Origin of the sequence: Enterobacter sp. MGH 24 (assembly GCF_000493015.1) — a bacterium.
Lineage (GTDB): Bacteria > Pseudomonadota > Gammaproteobacteria > Enterobacterales > Enterobacteriaceae > Enterobacter.
On the sequence record NZ_KI535657.1, the window covers coordinates 685,297 to 704,542 of the forward strand.

Consider the following 19,246-nt stretch of genomic DNA (forward strand, 5'->3'; position numbering starts at 1 on the left):
TACTTTCACGTTAGAAATCAATATTAACGATTAACTTCCGTTATATTTAATTTTTTCTACATTCAATTTTCAGCATGAGTAATCGTATTTTATGAAAGCGGATCGTTATACTGCCTGAGAAATATTCTGGAAAATAACATTCAGAATATGAATTCATTTGAAAAAGGATATTTTCATGCATACAGGCAAAAAAACACTGTTAATCGTTGCTATGGCGGCCATTATCTCGGGCTCTGCATTTGCTGACGATCAGGGTTCTGGCAAGATTAAATTTAAAGGCGTGGTGATCGACGCTCCGTGCAGCATTGCGCCAGACAGCGTTGATAAAGAAGTTGATCTCGGCCAGGTGACCACTGCGGTTATTAATGCGAACAAAAAGTCCACTCCTGTGGCTGTCGATATTAACCTGGAAAACTGCCAGCTGGACGATCCTGGTGATGAGACAGACACCCCTATCACCAAAGTGGATGTTACCTTCACCAGCGCCGCAACAGACGCGTCGGATACCAGCCTCATGAGCAACACCTATGCAAGTGGTGCTCAAAATGTCGGCGTTCGTCTGCTGGATAACGCCGAGGCCAACATCACGCTGGGCGCAGCAAATGAAGTTGATCTGCTGCCAGGTTCAACCACCCAGACGCTGCACTTCAAAGCGCTGATGGAAGTTCCGGCGGGTAAAACGGCAACGGCAGGTCAGGTTGAAGCCACCGCTAACTATATCCTGATGTACAAATAAGAAAACGCACCACGGTACAAACCGACTGGTATTTTTTGCCAGTCGGCATTCTTTATTTTTTGAGTAACAGGATGATGACATATAAATTACATTCGATAATCATCATTACCTCCCTGTTAATGACGAAAATGACCTGTGCAACCGAGTTTAATATCAACGCTATCGATAAAGATCAGCGCACCAGCGTCGATTTATCACTTTTCAAAGATCGCATTTCCGTTACGCCGGGACATTATTTCGTTACCGTTTCCATTAACGATATTCCGCTGGCAAATGGCTGGCAACTCGAATGGAAAAAAATAAACAATACCGTACAGGTCTGCATTCCCCCAGAACTGGCCGATACGTTTGCCTTAAAGGATGACGTTCGCAATGCCTTGCCTGAAAAAGAGGGATGCGTTGATTTCTCCCTGAGACCCGATATCACATTTAGCTTCGAACAAGCCAGCCAAACGCTAAAGGTCACTATCCCTCAGGCGTGGTTACAGTACCGTGCCGCTGACTGGATGCCGCCCTCTACATGGGATAACGGCGTGCCCGGTGTCCTGCTGGATTACAATCTTTTTGCCAGCCATTATCAGCCCAACAGTGGCAGTACCAATGACAATGCCAACACCTACGGCACCGCAGGGGCGAATATGGGTGCATGGCGACTGCGCAGTGATTATCAGTACGCGCAAACGCATACCGATGGCGGCTCTGAGCATGACGGTCGTTTCTCGCGCGTCTATATGTTCCGCCCTCTCCCTTCGCTGGGGGCTAAACTCACGCTCGGCGAGACGGATTTTCAGTCGGCTATTTTTGATGCATTTACCTATACCGGCGCATCGCTGATTAGCGATGAACGCATGCTGCCCTGGTCCTTACGTGGCTACGCGCCGCAAATATCCGGCATCGCGCAAACCAATGCCACGGTGACGGTGAGCCTTGCCGATCGCGTTATTTATCAAAGCAAGGTGCCGCCAGGTCCGTTTGTTATTCAGGATCTTAATCAGTCCGTACAGGGCACGCTGGACGTCAAAGTAACGGAAGAAGACGGGCGGGTAAGCACCTTTCAGGTTTCCGCAGAATCAGTCCCCTTTTTGACGCGTAAAGGACAGGTCCGCTATAAACTCGCGACCGGCAAAGCGCGTAAAGACGCATCCCATGATGTTGAAGACAATGCATTCATGAGCGGTGAGTTTTCCTGGGGGATGTTGTCGCAGACGTCGCTCTATGGCGGAACGCTCGCTGACAGCGATCGTTACCGCTCCATCGCCGCCGGGCTTGGCCAGAATATGGCGATTCTGGGTGCGCTCTCCTTTGACGTCACCCAGGCGACCAGCCAGTTGCCCGGTCAGAACTCGCGCACAGGCTATAGCTATCGTTTCAACTACAGCAAGCGTTTTGATACCACCGGCAGCCAGCTTACGCTCGCCAGCTACCGCTATTCTGACCGGGAATTCCTGAGCTATGCGCGTTTTTTGGATTATGACGAAAATAACCCGCAGACCGAAAAACAGACGCTAAGCGTCACGGCAAGCCAGTATATTCCGGCCCTGTCGCTTAATCTTTACCTGAGTATGTTACGCCAGACCTGGTGGGATGATTCCCCGTCCACAACCGGCAGCGTCACTGCGGGTTACAACTTCGATCTTGGCCGCTGGAAAAACCTGGGCGTAACCCTGTCCTGGAGCAAAACACATTATGAAGACGAAGATGACGATACGCAGTTTTACCTGTCATTGAGCGTACCGCTTGATCCAGACCACCGTCTTAACTACGACCTGCACAACAGCGATACCCTGAGCCAGAGCGTCTCCTGGTACGACACTTCAGACCGTAATAATACCTGGGGTATTTCTGCTGGCACGGAAAGTGAAAAAACGGATGCGGGAGCGCAGGTTAGCGGTAACTATCAACATTATTCCCCGTTTGGCGATCTCAATCTTTCCGGCAGTTATAAGGCGAATGAATACAACTCTCTGAGCGCCAGCTGGAACGGTTCGTTCACCTCGACAGCCCGTGGAGCAGCGCTGCACCGCCGCAGTTACGGCAACGAACCCCGGGTCATGGTCAGTACCGACGGCGTGGGTAATATCCCGCTGAATATGTCACGCGATGAGACGAACCGCTTTGGCATCGGCGTTTTACCCTCTTTTTCCAGCTACTCGCCCTCCAGCCTGCAGGTCAATATGAACAATCTGCCCGATGGCGTTGATGTCGACACTCGCGTTGTCACCTCGACCTGGACAGAAGGAGCAATTGGGTATCGCCAGATTGCCAGCCGTGCGGGCAACGATATCGCCGGCATTCTGCGTACGTCTTCAGGAACACCGCCGCTCGGTGCCCTTGTAAGCCTGCAAAATACTGACCAGCAGGTCGGTATGGTTGCCGATGACGGTCACGTCTGGCTGGGAGCGGTACAGCCAGAACAACAGTTTCGGGTAACGTGGGGTGACAATCAGCAGTGTCGCTTCTCGCTACCTTCGCACCTTAAAAACGGTATGCAATTGATGCTGCCATGCCAGTAAGAAACCATAATGAAATCACCCGTACTTAAAAGCCTGTGCCTGATGATTGTCAGTGCAGCATTTACCACTCATGCCGCCGTAAACCTTGACCGGACGCGCATTGTCTTTCCGCAAAGCGACAAGGCCAGCAGCCTGAAGGTCGACAACCAGAGTAAGGCGTTACCCTATCTGGCACTCTCCTGGATTGAAGACGAAAACGGACGTAAAGAAGACTCGCATTTTATGGCGCTTCCTCCGATTCAACGTATCGAAGCAGGCTCTGCATCGCAGATCAGGATTGTTAAACAGGCCGCAACCAGCCAGCTGCCGCCAGACAGAGAGTCTCTGTTTTACTTCAACCTGCGCGAAGTGCCGCCCAAAAGCACCAGCGCAAGCGATGAACACAGCGTCATGCAGGTGGCCATGCAAAGTCGTATTAAGCTGTTCTGGCGCCCAAAAGCCATTACCAAAAAGCCTGGAGAACGGGCTGAAATGCGCATGGAGATCTCAGCCACTGCGAAAGGACTGACCGTGCATAACCCTACCCCGTATTACATCACCCTGGCGTGGCTCAGCAAAAATGCGAAAACCATGCTGCCTGGCTTTGACAGCCTGATGATTGCCCCCTTTTCGACGGCATCAACATCCACCGGCGATTATCACGGCAGCTACTACAGCATCGGCTATATCGACGATTACGGTGCACTACGAAAAGTCGATGTGCAATGCGCAGGGACAGCCCCCTGTACGCTCACTGAACGGAAGGTAGATAAAGATGCGAAAGCTCACTAGCCTTCTGTTTTTACTGCTGTTGGCGCTGCTACCCGTCAAAGAAGCCCTGGCGCTTAACTGTTACCTTGGCGGCTCCGGTGGACCCGTTGAAGAGACGCAGACCATTTCGCCTTTTTCGATCCCCAGTAACGCTCAGCCAGGGCAAAAAATCTGGGAATCAGACGACATTAAAATTCCAGTCACGTGCGATCACAACGTAACCAGTAACTTTGAACCCGAAGACATTTATGCCTGGGTAAACCCCTACCCGTCATCCTCCGATCCCTACTATGAGCTCGGTGTTACCTATGAAGGGATAGATTACGATGCCACCGGCCAGCCGAACGGCGTGGATACCCGCCAGTGTCTGGATAACAACAACATCACCATTTACACCCCGGATCAAATCCGGCAAATGGGCTGGGAGAATCGGATTTGCTCCGGCAATCCCGACGATATCCATATTTCGCGGACGTTCATCGCACGATTGCGCCTGTTCGTGAAAATTAAGACCATGCCGCCCCACGGTTACGTCAGCTCGCTGGGGGATTACATCGTCGTGCAGTTTGACGGAAAAGGTGGGGTTAACCAGATGGTGGACGCGAAAAACCTCAAATATCATATTAACGGTCTGCAAAATATTACCGTTCTGGACTGCGGGGCGACGTTCAGTATTTACCCTGAGAACCAGGAGATTGATTTCGGCACGTTTAGCGCGCGCGATATTGTGAATCAGCAGACGCGCACTCGCACATTTTCGGTACGAACAACCAAAGTGCAGGATGCGCAATGTTCAGATGGGTTCAAAATGGATTCGTCGTTCTATACCACAGAGTCACTCAGCACCGACGATACGGCGTTATTGATAGGGAACGGCTTAAAGCTGCGGATCCTTAACGAAACGCAGCAGCCCTACACCTTCAACCACTATGAAGAGTATGCTGATTTTACGGGCAGCACGTTGCAATATGAGCAAACCTACACGGCAGAGCTATCGCGCGTGGAGGGTCAAGCCATTCAGTCCGGCCCGTTCGAAACGGTAGTGCTGTTCAAAATTAACTATCACTAGACACAAAAAAGCCGGGTTTCCCCGGCTTTTTCACATCAGCCATTTCAGCTGGCTTTGCGCTCGTGCGCCTGGCGATACTCAACCAGATCTTCGATCGTCACGACCGGCATGTTGTGCAGACGCGCAAAGGTGATGCACTCCGGCGCGCGCGCCATGGTGCCATCATCGTTGGTCAGTTCACACAGCACGCCTGCAGGTTTGAAGCCTGCCAGCGTTACCAGGTCGATGGTCGCTTCGGTGTGGCCGCCGCGGGTCAGCACGCCGCCCGCCTGCGCACGCAGTGGGAAGACATGGCCAGGACGATGCAGGTCGGATGGCTTCGCACCGTCTGCAATCGCGGCACGTACGGTGGTCAGACGGTCAGCCGCAGAGACACCGGTGGTCACGCCATGCGCCGCTTCGATGGTCACGGTAAAACCGGTACCAAAGGCGCTGGTGTTGTTTTCGACCATCATCGGCAGTTCAAGCTGCTTACGACGATCTTCGGTAATACACAGGCATACGATGCCGCTGCCGTGACGGATGGTCAGCGCCATCTGCTCAACGGTCATGTTTTCGGCGGCGAAAATCATATCGCCTTCGTTTTCACGGTTTTCATCGTCAAGCACCATCACACCGCGGCCTTCGCGCAGTGCATCCAGTGCATGTTCAACACGTTGAGTTGAAGTGCCAAAAGAGGAAAGTAGCGTCTGATTCATGGTAAAAAAACCTCATTAACATTATGGTTACCAGAATCAGGGCAGTCTTAGGAGCGCCGTATAAGCGGCAAAAAGATAACGTGAGCGGGCCCATGCCCGACTGGATCGTTACTCTCTCCCATCCGGACTCTAACCGTCGGCCCCGGAATTACACCGGATCTGCTGACCTTTGAGTTTTCACCCAAAGCGCTCGCGGGCTTTCAGCATGACGCTGATTTACCGCCGGTGGGGAATTTCGCCCCGCCCTGAGAATAAGCGAGATAACTATAACGCTATTGATTATCCTGGGCAATGCATAAGCATCAAACAATTTTGTTTACCCCGGGCATGACGCGCTACAATGGACACTGACACCTTTCCATCAAGGGAAACGACAATGATTGACCCGAAGAAAATTGAGCAAATTGCGCGTCAGGTTCATGAATCTATGCCAAAAGGTATTCGTGAATTTGGTGATGACGTTGAGAAGAAAATCCGCCAGACGCTGCAGGCGCAGTTGGTTCGCCTTGATTTAGTCAGCCGCGAGGAGTTTGACGTACAGACCCAGGTTCTGCTGCGCACCCGCGAGAAGCTGGCACTGCTGGAACAGCGTCTGACCGAGCTGGAAAATCGCAATGCGCCGGAAGAAGTGAAGCCAGCACCGGCTATTCCACCGGTGGATGACCAGGCGTAAGTGCGGCCTGTTGTGCCCGGTGGCGGCTACGCCTTACCGGGCCAACATGAACGCGCAGGTCGGGTAAGGCGCAGCCGCCACCCGACATAAAAAAACGGGCCAGATGGCCCGTTTTTTACTGACTGTCTTTCTGGATCTTCTTGATGATGTTGGTGGTTGAGCACCCGTCCTCAAAGTTGAGCACCATCACTTCACCGCCGTTGGCCCAGACCTCCTCGCTACCCGCGATTTGCTCCGGCTTATAATCGCCGCCCTTCACCAGCAGATCCGGCAGAATACCGGCAATCAGGCGCTGCGGCGTGTCTTCTTCAAACGACACCACCCAGTCCACCGCTTCCAGCGCGCCGAGCACAATCATGCGCTGCTCGAGCGGATTCACCGGACGCGTTTCACCCTTCAGGCGTTTCGTCGATGCATCGCTGTTAACCGCCACAATCAGGCGATCGCCCAGCTTGCGAGCATTCGCCAGATACGAAACGTGTCCCGCGTGCAGGATGTCGAACACGCCGTTGGTCATCACCACTTTTTCACCACGCTTGCGCGCGGCGGCGACGGCCACTTTAAGCTCGTCTTCGGTCATCACGCCAAAACCGGTATCGGCACGACCGCGCACCGCGTTTTCCAGCTCGATTGGCGAAACGGTAGACGTCCCGAGTTTACCGACTACCACGCCCGCCGCGGCGTTGGCAAAGTAGCACGCCTCTTCCAGGGAGTTTCCTGCCGCCAGCGTCGCCGCCAGCACGCCGATCACCGTATCACCAGCACCGGTCACGTCGTACACTTCCTGCGCCTGGGTTGGCATATGCAGCGGCTGTTTGCCCGGCTGCAGCAGCGTCATCCCCTGCTCGGAGCGGGTGACGAGCAAAGCAGACAGCTCGAAATCAGCAATGATCTTCATGCCGCGCTCAACCAGTTCGTCCTCGGTTTTGCACTTGCCCGCCACCGCCTCAAACTCGGAGAGGTTTGGCGTCAGCAGCGTCGCGCCGCGATAGCGCTCAAAATCGGTCCCTTTCGGGTCGATCAGCACCGGGACGCTGGCTTTACGCGCCAGCTGAATCATCGTCTGCACGCTCGCCAGCGCGCCTTTGGCGTAGTCGGACAGCACCAGCGCGCCGATATTGCCCAGCGCCTGATTGATACGCTCGTGCAGCGGCTCAGGATCAACGCCCTCGAAACCTTCTTCAAAGTCGAGGCGGATCAGCTGCTGGTTACGCGACAGCACGCGCAGCTTGGTGATCGTCGGGTGGGTCGGAACAGAAACGAAGTCGCACTTCACGTTCACGTCCGCCAGCGACTTGCTCAGCGCGCGCGCCGCATCGTCGATGCCGGTCAAGCCCACCAGACGCGACTGCGCGCCCAGAGAAGCAATGTTCATCGCCACGTTTGCCGCGCCGCCGGGACGCTCTTCAATGGTGTCGACCTTAACCACCGGTACCGGTGCTTCCGGAGAGATGCGGCTGGTAGGACCATACCAGTAGCGATCCAGCATCACATCCCCAACAACCATTACCCCAGCACGTTCAAACTCTGGCAGTGTTACTTTCATTCCTGACTCCAGAAAGATTCACAATTTGCGCGCGATAATATCACACTTGATTTGTTACGCACGGTTCCACCAGCCACTTCTGCCAGCTGGCCGTTACCTGAGCACGTTCATGAGCAAAACTGTCCAGCGCCACGTGCCCCGGTTCCTCCTGCAGCGCCAGGTGATGAAGCTCATCGCGCAGCGTCGTGTAGGCGCGGGTTAAGGCCTGCGCCTCCTGCTCGTCCATAATGTCGTTTTGCGCCAGCAGCTCCAGAATGCGCACGTTATCGGACCAGCGCGTTAGCTTCGGCTTGTCGTGGGCGTGCAGCAGCACCAGATACTGGGTAATGAACTCAATATCGGTAATCCCGCCCTCGTCGGCTTTAATATCAAAGCGATCGCGATGTTTATTGCCGAGATGCGCGCGCATTTTCTCGCGCATTTCGCGCACTTCCGTTTGCAGCGTGCTGCCATCACGCAGGGTGGTCATAACCTCCTTACGGATGACGTCAAACTGCGTTTTGAGCTGCGGATCGCCATACACCACGCGAGCGCGCACCAGCGCCTGATGCTCCCACGTCCAGGCTTCATTCTTCTGGTAATCGGCGAAAGAGTCCGTCGAGGTGACCAGCATCCCCGCCGCGCCGGACGGACGCAGACGGGCATCCACTTCGTACAAAATGCCCGACGAGGTGCGGGTGCTGAACAGGTGCATGATGCGCTGCGCCAGGCGCAGATAGAACTGGCGCCCGTCAATCTCACGCTCGCCGTCGGTCATCACGTCAACCGGGCAGTCGTGCAGGAAGATTAAATCCAGATCGGAGCTGTAGCCCAGCTCCCAGCCGCCAAGCTTGCCGTACCCCACGACCGCGAAGCCGCGTCCCTCACGTTCGGCCAGGTGTTTCGGCTGGCCGTAGCGCGCCACCATCTGCACCCACGCCTGATGGACCACCGCGTCGATGATCGCTTCCGCGAGCCAGGTTAAGTGATCGCTCACTTTCATTACCGGCAGCGTTCCGGCAATATCCGCGGCCGCCACGCGCAGCATCTGAGCCTGCTTAAACTGACGGAGCGCTTCAAGCTGTTGCTCTTCGTCCTCTTCCGGCACGCGCAGCAGATACTGACGCAGCTCGTCACGGTAGGCGTCGGTCGCCGTCGGCTGATAAAGGGTATTTGGATCGAGCAGCTCATCCAGCAGCAGCGGGTAGCGCGCCAGCTTGTTGGCCACCATCGGCGACGCGGCGCAGAGCGTAATCAGGTGCTTCAGCGCGCCAGGGAACTCGCTCAGGAGTTCAAGGTAGGTGGTACGCGTGATAATCCCGCTCAGCAGCGGCATCATCCGCGACAGCGGTACCGGCGCATCCGCCCGCGAGCAGACCTCGCTCAGCAGGTGCGGCATCAGGTGATCGAGTACCTGACGACCGCGCGGGCCGATGGCGCGTTTGTTCAGCTCAAGACGGAAATCCGCGATCAGCGCCACCACGCGATGGCGCGCGTCGTCGGTTAAGTGCGTCAGCACCGGCGTGGTGTCATCTTCCTGGAGCGCGTCCTGCCACAGCTCGCGCCAGTGCTCGGAAAGCACATCGTCCTGCGATTCACTTTCGTCATCACCGATCAGCTCGTTAAAGATGCGGCGTACGCCTGCCATATGGGCATCGAGCCGTTCGGTCAACGCTGACCAGTCCTCCACGCGCATGCCCCAGGCCAGACGCGCCCGGTTCATGTCATCGCCCGGCAGGGTCTGGGTCTGTTCGTCGTTGATGCTTTGCAGCAGGTTTTCCAGACGGCGCAGGAACAGATAGGCCTCGCGCAGGGTTTGCGCGTCGCCGTCCGGCAGCAGGTGCAGCTGCTCGATGGCGCTCAGGGTCGGCAGCAGCGAGCGGGACTGCAGGGACGGCTCACGGCCGCCGCGAATAAGCTGGAAGACCTGAACGATAAATTCGATTTCGCGAATGCCGCCCGCGCCGAGCTTGATGTTGTCCTTCAGCCCGCGGCGGCGCACCTCGCGGGCGATCATTCCTTTCATATTACGCAGGGACTGGATCACGCTGAAGTCGATATAGCGACGGAACACGAACGGGCGCAGCATGGCGCGCAGCTCGTTGGCGTAAGCGTCGTCGCTGTCGCCCATGATCCGCGCTTTGACCATCGCATAACGCTCCCAGTCGCGCCCCTGCTCCTGGTAATAATCTTCCAGCGCGGCAAAGCTCAGCACCAGCGGGCCGCTGTCGCCAAACGGACGCAGGCGCATATCCACGCGGTAGACAAAACCGTCCTGCGTGGGCTGATCCAGCGCCTTAATCAGACGCTGACCGAGGCGGGTAAAGAACTGGGCGTTGTCCAGCTCGCGACGGCCGCCGCGCGTGGAGCCGTTCTCGGGCCAGGCAAAAATCAGGTCGATGTCGGAGGAGAAGTTCAGCTCGCAGCCGCCCAGCTTGCCCATCCCCAGAATCAACAGCGGCTGAGGAACCCCTTCCTCACTGCACGGCGTGCCCCACTCTTTACAGCAGGCGGCGTAGAGCCAGTCGCGCGCGGCGACAATCAGCGTTTGCGCCAGCTCGCTTAACTGCTGCAGCGTGCTCTCTTCGCTCACCCGCTCCAGCGCCTGCGCCCAGGCGATGCGCACCATCACCCGACGGCGGAACTGGCGCAGGACGCGCATCAGCGTGGCCTCATCCGCCACGTCTTCAAGTGCGGTTTGCAGCCAGCCAGCATAATGCCGCCACTCGTCCGCCTGCGGCGGTGCGTTCTCAAGCTCCGCCAGCCAGTCCGGGTTGGCGGCGATACTTTCCTGCACAAAATCACTGAATACGAGCACGCTCTTTGCCTGCTCGCTTAACGATGACGCCGGTAATGACTCAGGCAGACGTTCGCAAACGGTCTGCCACTGCTGCTGTAACGCTGAAGAAAGCGGCATTATTGGGGTTCCTTGCCAGAGTTAACGTTTTCCGCTGTGCAGCCAGAACGGCTCCTGCGAAATGGCCTCGTTACGGAAATGCTCAATCTCAATATGCTGGCGGGTTTCAATGGCATGCTTCAGCCCCTGCCAGTTTTCCAGCCACGCCTGCGCCTTTGGACCATCGTAGGCACCGGAAAGGAGCAGCATGCTGTCGATATTGCGCGACAGACGGGGAAGCTGATCGCCGTACTGATCGCCAAGCGGATACGCAAAGGTGCTCTTCAGTTCGGCCGCATGACGGGAAAGATGAATATCCGCGAAACGCTTAAAGTTTTCCGCGATTTTGGTCTCCGCTTTCGCATCCAGGAAGGCGCGCCAGCCGCGCGTCACCAGAAACTCGGTCAACGCCAGTTTTGCCGAAGCGGATTGCGGGCTGTAGATCGCCGTTTGCGCCGATACGTCAGAGAGCATCAGCGTTTCGGTTTGCGTCAGCAGGTCACGTAAGTGAGCGCTCGCTTTGCGAGGAACAATACCGCCGAACAGCGTCAGGGTATGGCGCACCAGGGCAATCGCCGCCAGCACGTGGGATTTCGCGTTTTTCACATTTCGCACCCACAGCTCTTCATGGTACTGCCACTGAGAAAGCGCCAGCTCCAGCGCGGCTTCCAGACCCTGTTCAACGCTGGCTTTCGGCGCAACGTGCAGGATGGTCGTTTCTTTCAGCACGCGCGGCGCATTTCCGGCGGCCAGATGGTAACCCCGTGCGGCTTTACTCAGGCTTCCCTGACGTAATCCGGACTGGTTTACCAGCCTGCGCGCCAGCTTCAGCACGTCATTCGCGTCCCCTTCCAGCAGCTCAAGCTCCAGTTCACAAATCGGCTCCTGGAACTCACCCGCCTTCACGTCACCCAGATCGAGGGCGATTTCGATGCGGCTTTTGCCTTCCGTCACCAGCCATTTCTCGCGCCAGAAATCGGTGCTGAACAGCGGCTGAACCTGTTCCGCCAGCGTGGAAGGCAGCTCGCCTTCCGGCCAGACTTCCGCCGGGAAGCGTTCCAGCTCAAGTTCTGGCTTACTGATGTCGATATTGTATTCCGGGCGCTGGTGTAAACCACCGACCACGCGGCCGGCAATTTTCATCGTCATCTCGTAGCGCCCGCTCGCGCCGCGGATGCGCAGCCCCATATCGTGGCGGCGAAGCCAGTTGTCTGGCGTTTCGTAATAGATATTAAGCAGTTGTACCGGTGCATGGTGTTCGCCGGAAAGCGTATGCAGATGCTGGCGGAGTGCGTCAACGCTGTCTTTTTCGACGATAAACTTTAATTCGATTTCTTGTGCCATAGCCTTGTACTTTTGCGTGCGTCACAGACGCGTCAATGAGGGCGAACTTCCTCGCCATTTGTTTGTCAGTACATAGTATTTTGCGCCAAATTGCCATGCAATGAGCAATTTGTCGGGCGTAAATCTGTAGAGTCGTGACACAGATGATTCTGATTGCTGACGAATGCTTTGCGTAGAGACACTGTTGCCACTACTATCGTTCCACTATTTATGAAAATAACGACTAATGATGCTTAAATTACGCCTGATTGGACTTACTTTACTCGCTTTTAGCGCCGCAACCGCAGTGCACGCTGAAGAGAAGCGTTACGTTTCTGACGAACTGAACACCTGGGTACGCAGCGGCCCCGGAGATAATTATCGCCTCGTGGGCACGGTGAATGCCGGCGAGGAAGTCACCCTGTTACAGACCAACGCGGACACCAACTATGGTCAGGTTCGCGACAGTACCGGTCGTACTTCCTGGATCCCGCTGAAAGAGCTGAGCACCGTGCCAAGCCTGCGCACGCGCGTTCCGGATCTGGAAAACCAGGTGAAGACCCTGACCGACAAGCTGAACAACATCGACGGTACCTGGAACCAGCGCACCGCTGAAATGCAGCAGAAAGTGGCGCAAAGCGACGGTGTCATTAACGGTCTGAAAGAAGAGAACCAGAAGCTGAAAAACGAGCTGATTGTCGCGCAGAAGAAGGTGAATGCCGCGAATCTGCAGCTCGACGACAAACAGCGCACCATCATTATGCAGTGGTTTATGTATGGCGGCGGCGTGCTGGGCGTGGGTCTGGTGCTGGGTCTGGTCCTGCCGCATCTGATCCCAAGCCGTAAGCGTAAAGACCGCTGGATGAACTAATTCGTCTTCTCTGCCAGACTTACGTATCATTCTGGAAAAGAGAAAACGGGAGTGTCAGGCGTGAAGAGTTATCTGGTCGGTGGTGCGGTACGTGATGCGTTGTTAGGTCTGCCGGTCAAAGATAAAGACTGGGTGGTGGTGGGCGCCACCCCTGAAGAGATGCTCGACGCGGGCTACCAGCAGGTAGGCCGCGATTTTCCCGTGTTCCTGCACCCGAAAAGCCGTGAAGAGTATGCCCTGGCGCGTACCGAGCGGAAATCGGGCTCGGGCTATACGGGCTTCACCTGCTATGCCGCGCCGGACGTGACGCTGGAGCAAGATCTCCTGCGCCGCGATCTCACCATCAACGCGCTGGCGCAGGACGAGCACGGGCAGATCGTTGACGCCTATGGCGGTCAGGACGATCTGCGCAACCGTCTTTTACGCCACGTTTCCCCGGCGTTTTCTGAAGATCCGCTCCGCGTGCTGCGCGTGGCGCGCTTTGCCGCGCGTTACGCCCATCTCAGTTTCCGTATTGCCGATGAGACAATGGCGCTGATGACCGCCATGACCGAGGCGGGCGAGCTTGAACACCTGACGCCAGAGCGCGTCTGGAAAGAGACGGAAAATGCGCTCACCACGCGCAACCCGCAGGTCTTTTTCCAGGTCCTGCGCGACTGCGGCGCGCTGAAGGCGCTGTTCCCGGAAATAGACGCGCTGTTTGGCGTACCTGCCCCGGCAAAATGGCACCCGGAAATTGATACCGGCGTACACACGCTGATGACCCTGAGCATGGCGGCCATGCTCAGCCCTGACGTGGACGTCCGCTTTTCCACCCTGTGTCACGATCTCGGCAAAGGCTTAACGCCAAAGGAATTCTGGCCTCGCCACCACGGGCACGGCCCGGCTGGGGTGAAGCTGGTCGAGGGGCTGTGCCAGCGTCTGCGCGTGCCGAACGAGATCCGCGATCTGGCGAAACTGGTGGCCGAGTTCCACGACCTGATCCACACCTTCCCGATCCTGAAACCAGCCACCATCGTTAAGCTTTTCGATAACATCGACGCCTGGCGCAAACCCCAGCGCGTAGAGCAAATCGCGCTCACCAGCGAAGCGGACGTGCGCGGCCGTACCGGGTTTGAAGCGTGCGATTACCCGCAGGGACGTTTACTGCGTAAAGCCTGGGACGTCGCGAAAGCGGTGCCCACAAAGGACGTTGTCGAAGCAGGATTCAAAGGACCGGAAATTCGCGAAGAGCTCACGAAACGGCGAATTCAGGCGGTGTCGGACTGGAAGGAAAAGCATTGCCCTCAGCCGAAAGACTGAGGGCCATCGGTCAGAAGAAGACCACGTACACCGCAGCCGCCACGATAAAGCGATAGATTGCGAACGGAATAAACGAGATACGCTTAATCAGCTGCAGGAAGGTTTTGATGGCAATCAGCGCCACGATAAAGGCGGTGATGAAGCCAACGGCGAACATCGGAATGTCGCCAGCCGTCAGGAAGTGATAGCTCTTATAGACGTCGAGAACCGTAGCCCCCATCATCATCGGCACCGCCAGCAGGAACGAGAACTCTGACGCGGCGTAACGGCTCACGCCCATCAGCATCCCGCCAGAAATCGTTGCGCCTGAGCGCGAGAAGCCCGGCCACAGCGCCAGACACTGGAAGCAGCCAATGATAAACGCCTGACGATACGTCATATCGTCCAGACCTTCCGCGCGCGGCGTTTTTGGCTTCAGCACTTCCGCGGCGATCAGCAGGAAGCCCCCCACCACCAGCGCGTACATGACGTTAATCGGGTTAAACAGAGATTTGATGGCGTCGTGGAAAACCAGGCCCAGCACCACCGCAGGGATCATCCCGAGCAGGATATGGATCAGTGACAGACGACCTTTACCGGCCCCCTCGTGCTGAGGCGGACGGCCAAAATGGATGCCGATCAGGCCAAACAGGCGACGCCAGAACATCACGACCACCGCCAGAATAGACCCCAGTTGGATCACCACTTCAAACGTTTTTGCGGTATCGCCTTCAAAGCCCAGCAGATGGCCAACGATAATCATATGGCCCGTACTGGAAACCGGCAAAAACTCCGTCAATCCTTCGACCACACCCAGTATTGCCGCCACCAGCAGCGAGTGCATATCGCTCATCTATAAACCCCTAAAAAAGATATAAAAAAACGGTCGCCCCAACGGCTACCGTGAAAGATACAGCTTTAAGACCGGTATAACCTAAATTGGTTTAGCAATTATGACGTTAATTCTTGCCTTTCAGATTTGTGCCACGCTCAATGATGACGCCCACATTGGCGGCGCGCGCCACCGCGCCCGGTTTGCTCAGCTTGATGCGCACCCACGGTGAGTTGAATTTTTTCAGCAGCAATTCTGCCACTTCTTCAGCCACCCGTTCGACGAGCGCAAAACGTTGCCCTTCAACGTGTGCGATGACCGTTTCACTGATATCGGCATAGCTCAGACAGTCATTCACGTCATCGCTTTTTGCCGATTTGCGGTTATCCCAGCCCATTTCGATATCGAACACCAGCTTCTGCTCGATGGTCTGTTCCCAGTCGTAAACACCAATTGTGGTGATTACCGAAAGTTGCTCTATAAATACAATATCCATCACGACCTGCCTGCTTTTTGGCTAAACCGGATACCACTTCCGGCGAATTATGCGTATTATCCACAGATGCTGAGAATACAGATACATTTTCAAAACGGAACAGCGTTATGAGTGCAATCGCGCCTGGAATGATCCTCCTCGCCTACCTTTGCGGCTCAATCTCCAGCGCCATTCTGGTCTGCCGCATTGCCGGGTTACCTGACCCGCGTGAAAATGGTTCCGGGAATCCGGGGGCGACCAACGTACTACGAATTGGCGGCAAGGGAGCAGCCGTAGCGGTTTTGATTTTTGATGTTCTGAAAGGGATGCTACCCGTCTGGGGCGCGTATGCGCTGGGCGTCACGCCGTTCTGGCTGGGGCTCATTGCGATTGCGGCCTGCGTCGGCCACATCTGGCCCGTATTCTTCGGCTTTAAAGGCGGTAAAGGCGTGGCGACCGCCTTTGGTGCCATTGCGCCCATCGGCTGGGACTTAACCGGCGTCATGGCCGGAACCTGGCTTCTGACCATTCTTCTGAGCGGCTATTCGTCGCTGGGCGCTATCGTCAGCGCGCTGATCGCCCCGTTCTACGTCTGGTGGTTCAAACCCCAGTTCACCTTCCCGGTGTCGATGCTCTCCTGTCTTATCCTGCTGCGTCATCACGACAATATCCAGCGCCTGTGGCGGCGGCAGGAGACCAAAATCTGGACGAAGCTCAAGAGAAAGAAAAAAGACGCGCCGAAGAGTTAGTTATGCCTTATAGCCAAATGTGATTTTGGTCACCTTCTGCCTGTGGTAACTGTTAGGGACACAACACAACCACATAAGAAGAAAATGGCTGAAATCACAGACACCCCTCCCCTTTCAACGGCAGGTAATCCTCCTGATGGCGACATCCAGTGGGTGCGCAGCGCATCGGATGTATCACGCCTCGTTAATGACGGTTCTCAGGGCCGGACAAACGCCCGTATCGTGGTCGGTATCGCGCTGGGCGGAATTTTCCTCGATGCCTACGATCTGGGCGCGCTGGCGTTCGGCATTAAAGACATCACCCGCGAATTTAACCTGACGCCCGCCGGTACCGGTATGGTGGCCTCGGCGATTACCTTTGGCGCGATTGTCGGAGCGCTGCTCGGCGGCTATCTCACGGATAAAATCGGGCGCTACCGCGTTTTTATGGCTGATATGGTGTTCTTCGTGGTGGCAGCCATCGCCTGTGCGCTGGCCCCGAACGAATATGTGCTCGCGGGCGCCCGCTTTGTGATGGGGCTTGGGGTCGGGATCGACCTTCCCGTGGCGATGGCGTTTTTAAGCGAGTTCGCCAGGCTGAAAGGTCCGGGAAACAAAGCTTCCAGCGTCGCGATGTGGTGCCCCACCTGGTATGCCGCCATCAGCATCTCGTATCTCCTGGTGCTTTTCTTCTACGCCGTGCTGCCGGAGAGCCACAGCGACTGGCTGTGGCGTTTGATTCTCGGCTTTGGTGCAGTGCCCGCGCTGGTGATTATCGCCATCCGCAGCCGTTATATGAGCGAATCGCCGGTCTGGGCGGCGAATCAGGGCAACCTGAAAGAGGCGGCGTCGATTTTACGCCAGTCGTATAACATCAATGCCCACGTGCCGCAGGACGCGCTCGGCCAGCCAGCCCCCGTCGTGAATAAAGCGAAATGGTCAAACTATCTGAACCTGTTCCGCGGCATCTATCTGCGGCGCACGACGCTCGCCACGCTGCTGTCCGTCGTCTCATCGTTTGCCTATAACGCCGTGGCGTTTGGTCTGCCGGTGATCATCTCCAGCTTCTTTGTCCAGTCGATGCTCACCACCATTCTCATTTCTCTGGTGCTTAACCTGCTGTTTGCCTTTGTCGGCGGACTGCTGGCGGTCCGCTACGTGCCGCGCTTCGGTGCCTGGCGGATGTCGCTTGCGGGTTACGCCTGCCAGCTTGTCGCATTGCTTGGCCTGGCGCTGATTGGTCGACCGGAAGGTGCCTCTGAAGGCGTGCTTGCTGTTTCGATGCTGGCGCTTTTCCTGTTCGGTCAGGGCTTTGGCCCGGGCGCGCATACCATGACGTTTGCCTCGCTGAGCTACCCAACCTCGCTGCGCGGCGTCGGCGTGGGTCTCAACCAGACGCTGATGCGCAGCAGTTCCACGCTGTCGCTGTTCTTGTTCCCGCTGCTTGTTGCGTCTCTCGACACCGCCGTGTTCTGGGTGATTGCCCTGGCGCCGTTTATCGGCCTGGCCTCGCTGCTGGCGATCCGCTGGGAGCCGTCCGGGTATGATGTGGACGCGGAGGATTATCGGTAATCCCGCAAACCCCGTTATTAATAATGTCATCGCCTTTCTTGCCGGGTGGCGCTGCGCTTACCCGGCCTACATTACAGGCCATCCATAAGCGACTCATATGACAGGCTTCATTTCCGCCAGGGCATACTGAAACGACCCCGACGGTGTGGAAATGGATGCAGCATGTTAGCAGCTCAGGTCACTGATAATACGTATAAAGGCTGGCAGGCGTCGCTTGCCCTGCAGTTTTGTCACACCCCTGAGAAAACCCTCCTGCACTCCGCCCACCACGTCGGGCCGCTCACCGTTCAGCGGCCGTTTTACCCCGAAGGGGAAACCTGCCACCTTTACCTGCTGCACCCGCCCGGCGGGATTGTGGGCGGCGATATGCTGGACATTTCCGTTCGGCTGGACGCCAAAAGTCATGTGCTTATCACCATGCCCGGTTCCAGCAAGTTCTATCGCAGCAGCGGCCCGCAGGCTCGTCTGAGCCAGCATTTTTATCTCGATGAAGATTCCACCCTGGAGTGGCTGCCGCAGGACACGATTATTTTTCCCGGTGCGAATGCCGCGCTGCACTCCGTCTTCCACCTGAAGGCCTCCAGCACGCTGCTGGCGTGGGAGCTGTACTGCCTGGGTCGCCCGGTGATCGGTGAGACCTTCAGCCACGGCACCCTGGAGAGCCGCCTGGAGGTATGGGTAGATGATGAGCCGCGCCTGATTGAGCGCCAGCATCTTAGCGACGGCGATCTCACGCCCGTCGCCGGGCATCCGTGGTTCGGCACGCTGCTGTTCTACCCAGCCCGGGAAGAACATCTCGACGCGGTACGCGAACGGCTCGCACCGCTGGAAAATTATGCGGGTGCAACGCTCACCGATGACCTGCTGTCGGTGCGTTTTCTCTCCCACGACAACCTGATTTGCCAGCGGGTGATGCGCGATATCTGGCAGTCGCTTCGCCCGCTTCTCACCACCAAAACCGCCTGTTCGCCGCGTATCTGGCAGACATAAGAGAAACGTTATGGAACTGACCCCCAGAGAAAAAGACAAGCTGTTGCTGTTCACCGCCGCGCTGGTTGCCGAACGCCGCCTTGCGCGCGGTGTAAAACTCAATTACCCGGAATCGGTTGCGCTGATCAGCGCCTTCATTATGGAAGGCGCGCGCGATGGCGAAACCGTCGCCTCGCTGATGGAGGCGGGCCGCCACGTCCTGAGGCGCGACCAGGTCATGGAGGGCGTCCCGGAGATGATCCCGGATATTCAGGTCGAAGCCACCTTCCCGGACGGTTCCAAGCTCGTCACCGTCCATAACCCGATCGTCTAAG

At 56.5% G+C, this 19,246-nt stretch carries 17 protein-coding genes and 1 riboswitch; of the genes, 11 read left to right on the forward strand and 6 right to left on the reverse strand.

Translation table 11 applies throughout. The annotated features are described in order from the left end of the window. The first annotated feature begins 175 nt into the window (after nucleotides 1-175). The 4 genes from L370_RS18530 to L370_RS18515 all read left to right on the forward strand — a co-directional run bounded on the left by L370_RS18530 (nucleotide 176) and on the right by L370_RS18515 (nucleotide 5,068). Nucleotides 176-736, forward strand: a complete 561-nt coding sequence (locus tag L370_RS18530; RefSeq protein ID WP_023333438.1) for a fimbrial protein — start codon at nucleotides 176-178, stop codon at nucleotides 734-736. 74 nt (nucleotides 737-810) lie between these two features. Beyond that, complete coding sequence (locus L370_RS18525; protein WP_023333439.1) at nucleotides 811-3,249, forward strand: fimbria/pilus outer membrane usher protein; 2,439 nt, start codon at nucleotides 811-813, stop codon at nucleotides 3,247-3,249. Between the two features lie 9 nt (nucleotides 3,250-3,258). Continuing rightward, complete coding sequence (locus L370_RS18520) at nucleotides 3,259-4,020, forward strand: fimbrial biogenesis chaperone (protein WP_023333440.1); 762 nt, start codon at nucleotides 3,259-3,261, stop codon at nucleotides 4,018-4,020. Then, nucleotides 4,004-5,068 (forward strand): fimbrial protein, encoded by a 1,065-nt coding sequence (locus tag L370_RS18515; RefSeq protein ID WP_023333441.1) that lies wholly within the window; start codon nucleotides 4,004-4,006, stop codon nucleotides 5,066-5,068. Before L370_RS18520 ends, L370_RS18515 begins: the two co-directional genes overlap by 17 nt. A 44-nt stretch (nucleotides 5,069-5,112) precedes the next feature. Here the strand turns inward: L370_RS18515 and ribB are convergent, their stop codons facing one another. After that, entirely contained in the window at nucleotides 5,113-5,766 is a 654-nt protein-coding gene (gene ribB / locus L370_RS18510) for a 3,4-dihydroxy-2-butanone-4-phosphate synthase (RefSeq protein WP_010435670.1), read from the reverse strand. Nucleotides 5,767-5,872: 106 nt separating this feature from the next. Further along, nucleotides 5,873-6,023: riboswitch (FMN riboswitch) on the reverse strand. 119 nt (nucleotides 6,024-6,142) lie between these two features. Between ribB and ubiK the strand changes: the two genes are divergently transcribed. Continuing rightward, a complete protein-coding gene (gene ubiK, locus L370_RS18505; protein ID WP_003862539.1) occupies nucleotides 6,143-6,439 on the forward strand; it encodes a ubiquinone biosynthesis accessory factor UbiK in 297 nt (98 codons plus the stop codon). 115 nt (nucleotides 6,440-6,554) lie between these two features. On the opposite strand, the gene hldE is transcribed toward ubiK, so the two are convergent. The 3 genes from hldE to L370_RS18490 are packed head-to-tail and all read right to left on the reverse strand — an operon-like array spanning nucleotide 6,555 to nucleotide 12,204. Continuing rightward, nucleotides 6,555-7,985 (reverse strand): bifunctional D-glycero-beta-D-manno-heptose-7-phosphate kinase/D-glycero-beta-D-manno-heptose 1-phosphate adenylyltransferase HldE, encoded by a 1,431-nt coding sequence (hldE, locus tag L370_RS18500; protein ID WP_023333442.1) that lies wholly within the window; start codon nucleotides 7,983-7,985, stop codon nucleotides 6,555-6,557. A gap of 40 nt (nucleotides 7,986-8,025) precedes the next feature. Continuing rightward, entirely contained in the window at nucleotides 8,026-10,881 is a 2,856-nt protein-coding gene (glnE, locus tag L370_RS18495) for a bifunctional [glutamate--ammonia ligase]-adenylyl-L-tyrosine phosphorylase/[glutamate--ammonia-ligase] adenylyltransferase (RefSeq protein ID WP_023333443.1), read from the reverse strand. Nucleotides 10,882-10,902: 21 nt separating this feature from the next. Next, a complete protein-coding gene (locus tag L370_RS18490) occupies nucleotides 10,903-12,204 on the reverse strand; it encodes a CYTH domain-containing protein (protein ID WP_023333444.1) in 1,302 nt (433 codons plus the stop codon). A gap of 229 nt (nucleotides 12,205-12,433) precedes the next feature. Here L370_RS18490 and L370_RS18485 point away from each other — a divergent pair, with 229 nt between their 5' ends. Then, the gene (locus tag L370_RS18485) at nucleotides 12,434-13,054 is read left to right on the forward strand and encodes a TIGR04211 family SH3 domain-containing protein (protein ID WP_024906484.1); all 621 of its coding nucleotides are present in this window, start codon (nucleotides 12,434-12,436) and stop codon (nucleotides 13,052-13,054) included. 60 nt (nucleotides 13,055-13,114) lie between these two features. Beyond that, nucleotides 13,115-14,356 carry a multifunctional CCA addition/repair protein gene (locus L370_RS18480; protein WP_023333445.1) on the forward strand — a complete coding sequence of 414 codons (1,242 nt, stop codon included), beginning with the start codon at nucleotides 13,115-13,117 and terminating at the stop codon, nucleotides 14,354-14,356. 10 nt (nucleotides 14,357-14,366) lie between these two features. On the opposite strand, the gene bacA is transcribed toward L370_RS18480, so the two are convergent. Together bacA and folB are read right to left on the reverse strand one after the other, a co-directional pair. Beyond that, nucleotides 14,367-15,188 (reverse strand): undecaprenyl-diphosphate phosphatase, encoded by an 822-nt coding sequence (gene bacA, locus L370_RS18475; RefSeq protein ID WP_023333446.1) that lies wholly within the window; start codon nucleotides 15,186-15,188, stop codon nucleotides 14,367-14,369. A gap of 106 nt (nucleotides 15,189-15,294) precedes the next feature. After that, the gene (gene folB / locus L370_RS18470; RefSeq protein WP_023333447.1) at nucleotides 15,295-15,663 is read right to left on the reverse strand and encodes a bifunctional dihydroneopterin aldolase/7,8-dihydroneopterin epimerase; all 369 of its coding nucleotides are present in this window, start codon (nucleotides 15,661-15,663) and stop codon (nucleotides 15,295-15,297) included. 107 nt (nucleotides 15,664-15,770) lie between these two features. On the opposite strand from folB, the gene plsY reads away from it, so the two are divergent. The 4 genes from plsY to L370_RS18450 all read left to right on the forward strand — a co-directional run bounded on the left by plsY (nucleotide 15,771) and on the right by L370_RS18450 (nucleotide 19,245). Continuing rightward, the gene (plsY, locus tag L370_RS18465; RefSeq protein WP_023333448.1) at nucleotides 15,771-16,391 is read left to right on the forward strand and encodes a glycerol-3-phosphate 1-O-acyltransferase PlsY; all 621 of its coding nucleotides are present in this window, start codon (nucleotides 15,771-15,773) and stop codon (nucleotides 16,389-16,391) included. Nucleotides 16,392-16,475: 84 nt separating this feature from the next. Beyond that, nucleotides 16,476-17,942, forward strand: a complete 1,467-nt coding sequence (locus L370_RS18460) for an MFS transporter (RefSeq protein WP_023333449.1) — start codon at nucleotides 16,476-16,478, stop codon at nucleotides 17,940-17,942. 162 nt (nucleotides 17,943-18,104) lie between these two features. Then, nucleotides 18,105-18,932 carry an urease accessory protein UreD gene (locus L370_RS18455; protein ID WP_023333450.1) on the forward strand — a complete coding sequence of 276 codons (828 nt, stop codon included), beginning with the start codon at nucleotides 18,105-18,107 and terminating at the stop codon, nucleotides 18,930-18,932. Between the two features lie 10 nt (nucleotides 18,933-18,942). Further along, complete coding sequence (locus L370_RS18450) at nucleotides 18,943-19,245, forward strand: urease subunit gamma (RefSeq protein WP_006811999.1); 303 nt, start codon at nucleotides 18,943-18,945, stop codon at nucleotides 19,243-19,245. Nucleotide 19,246: the final 1 nt, after the last annotated feature.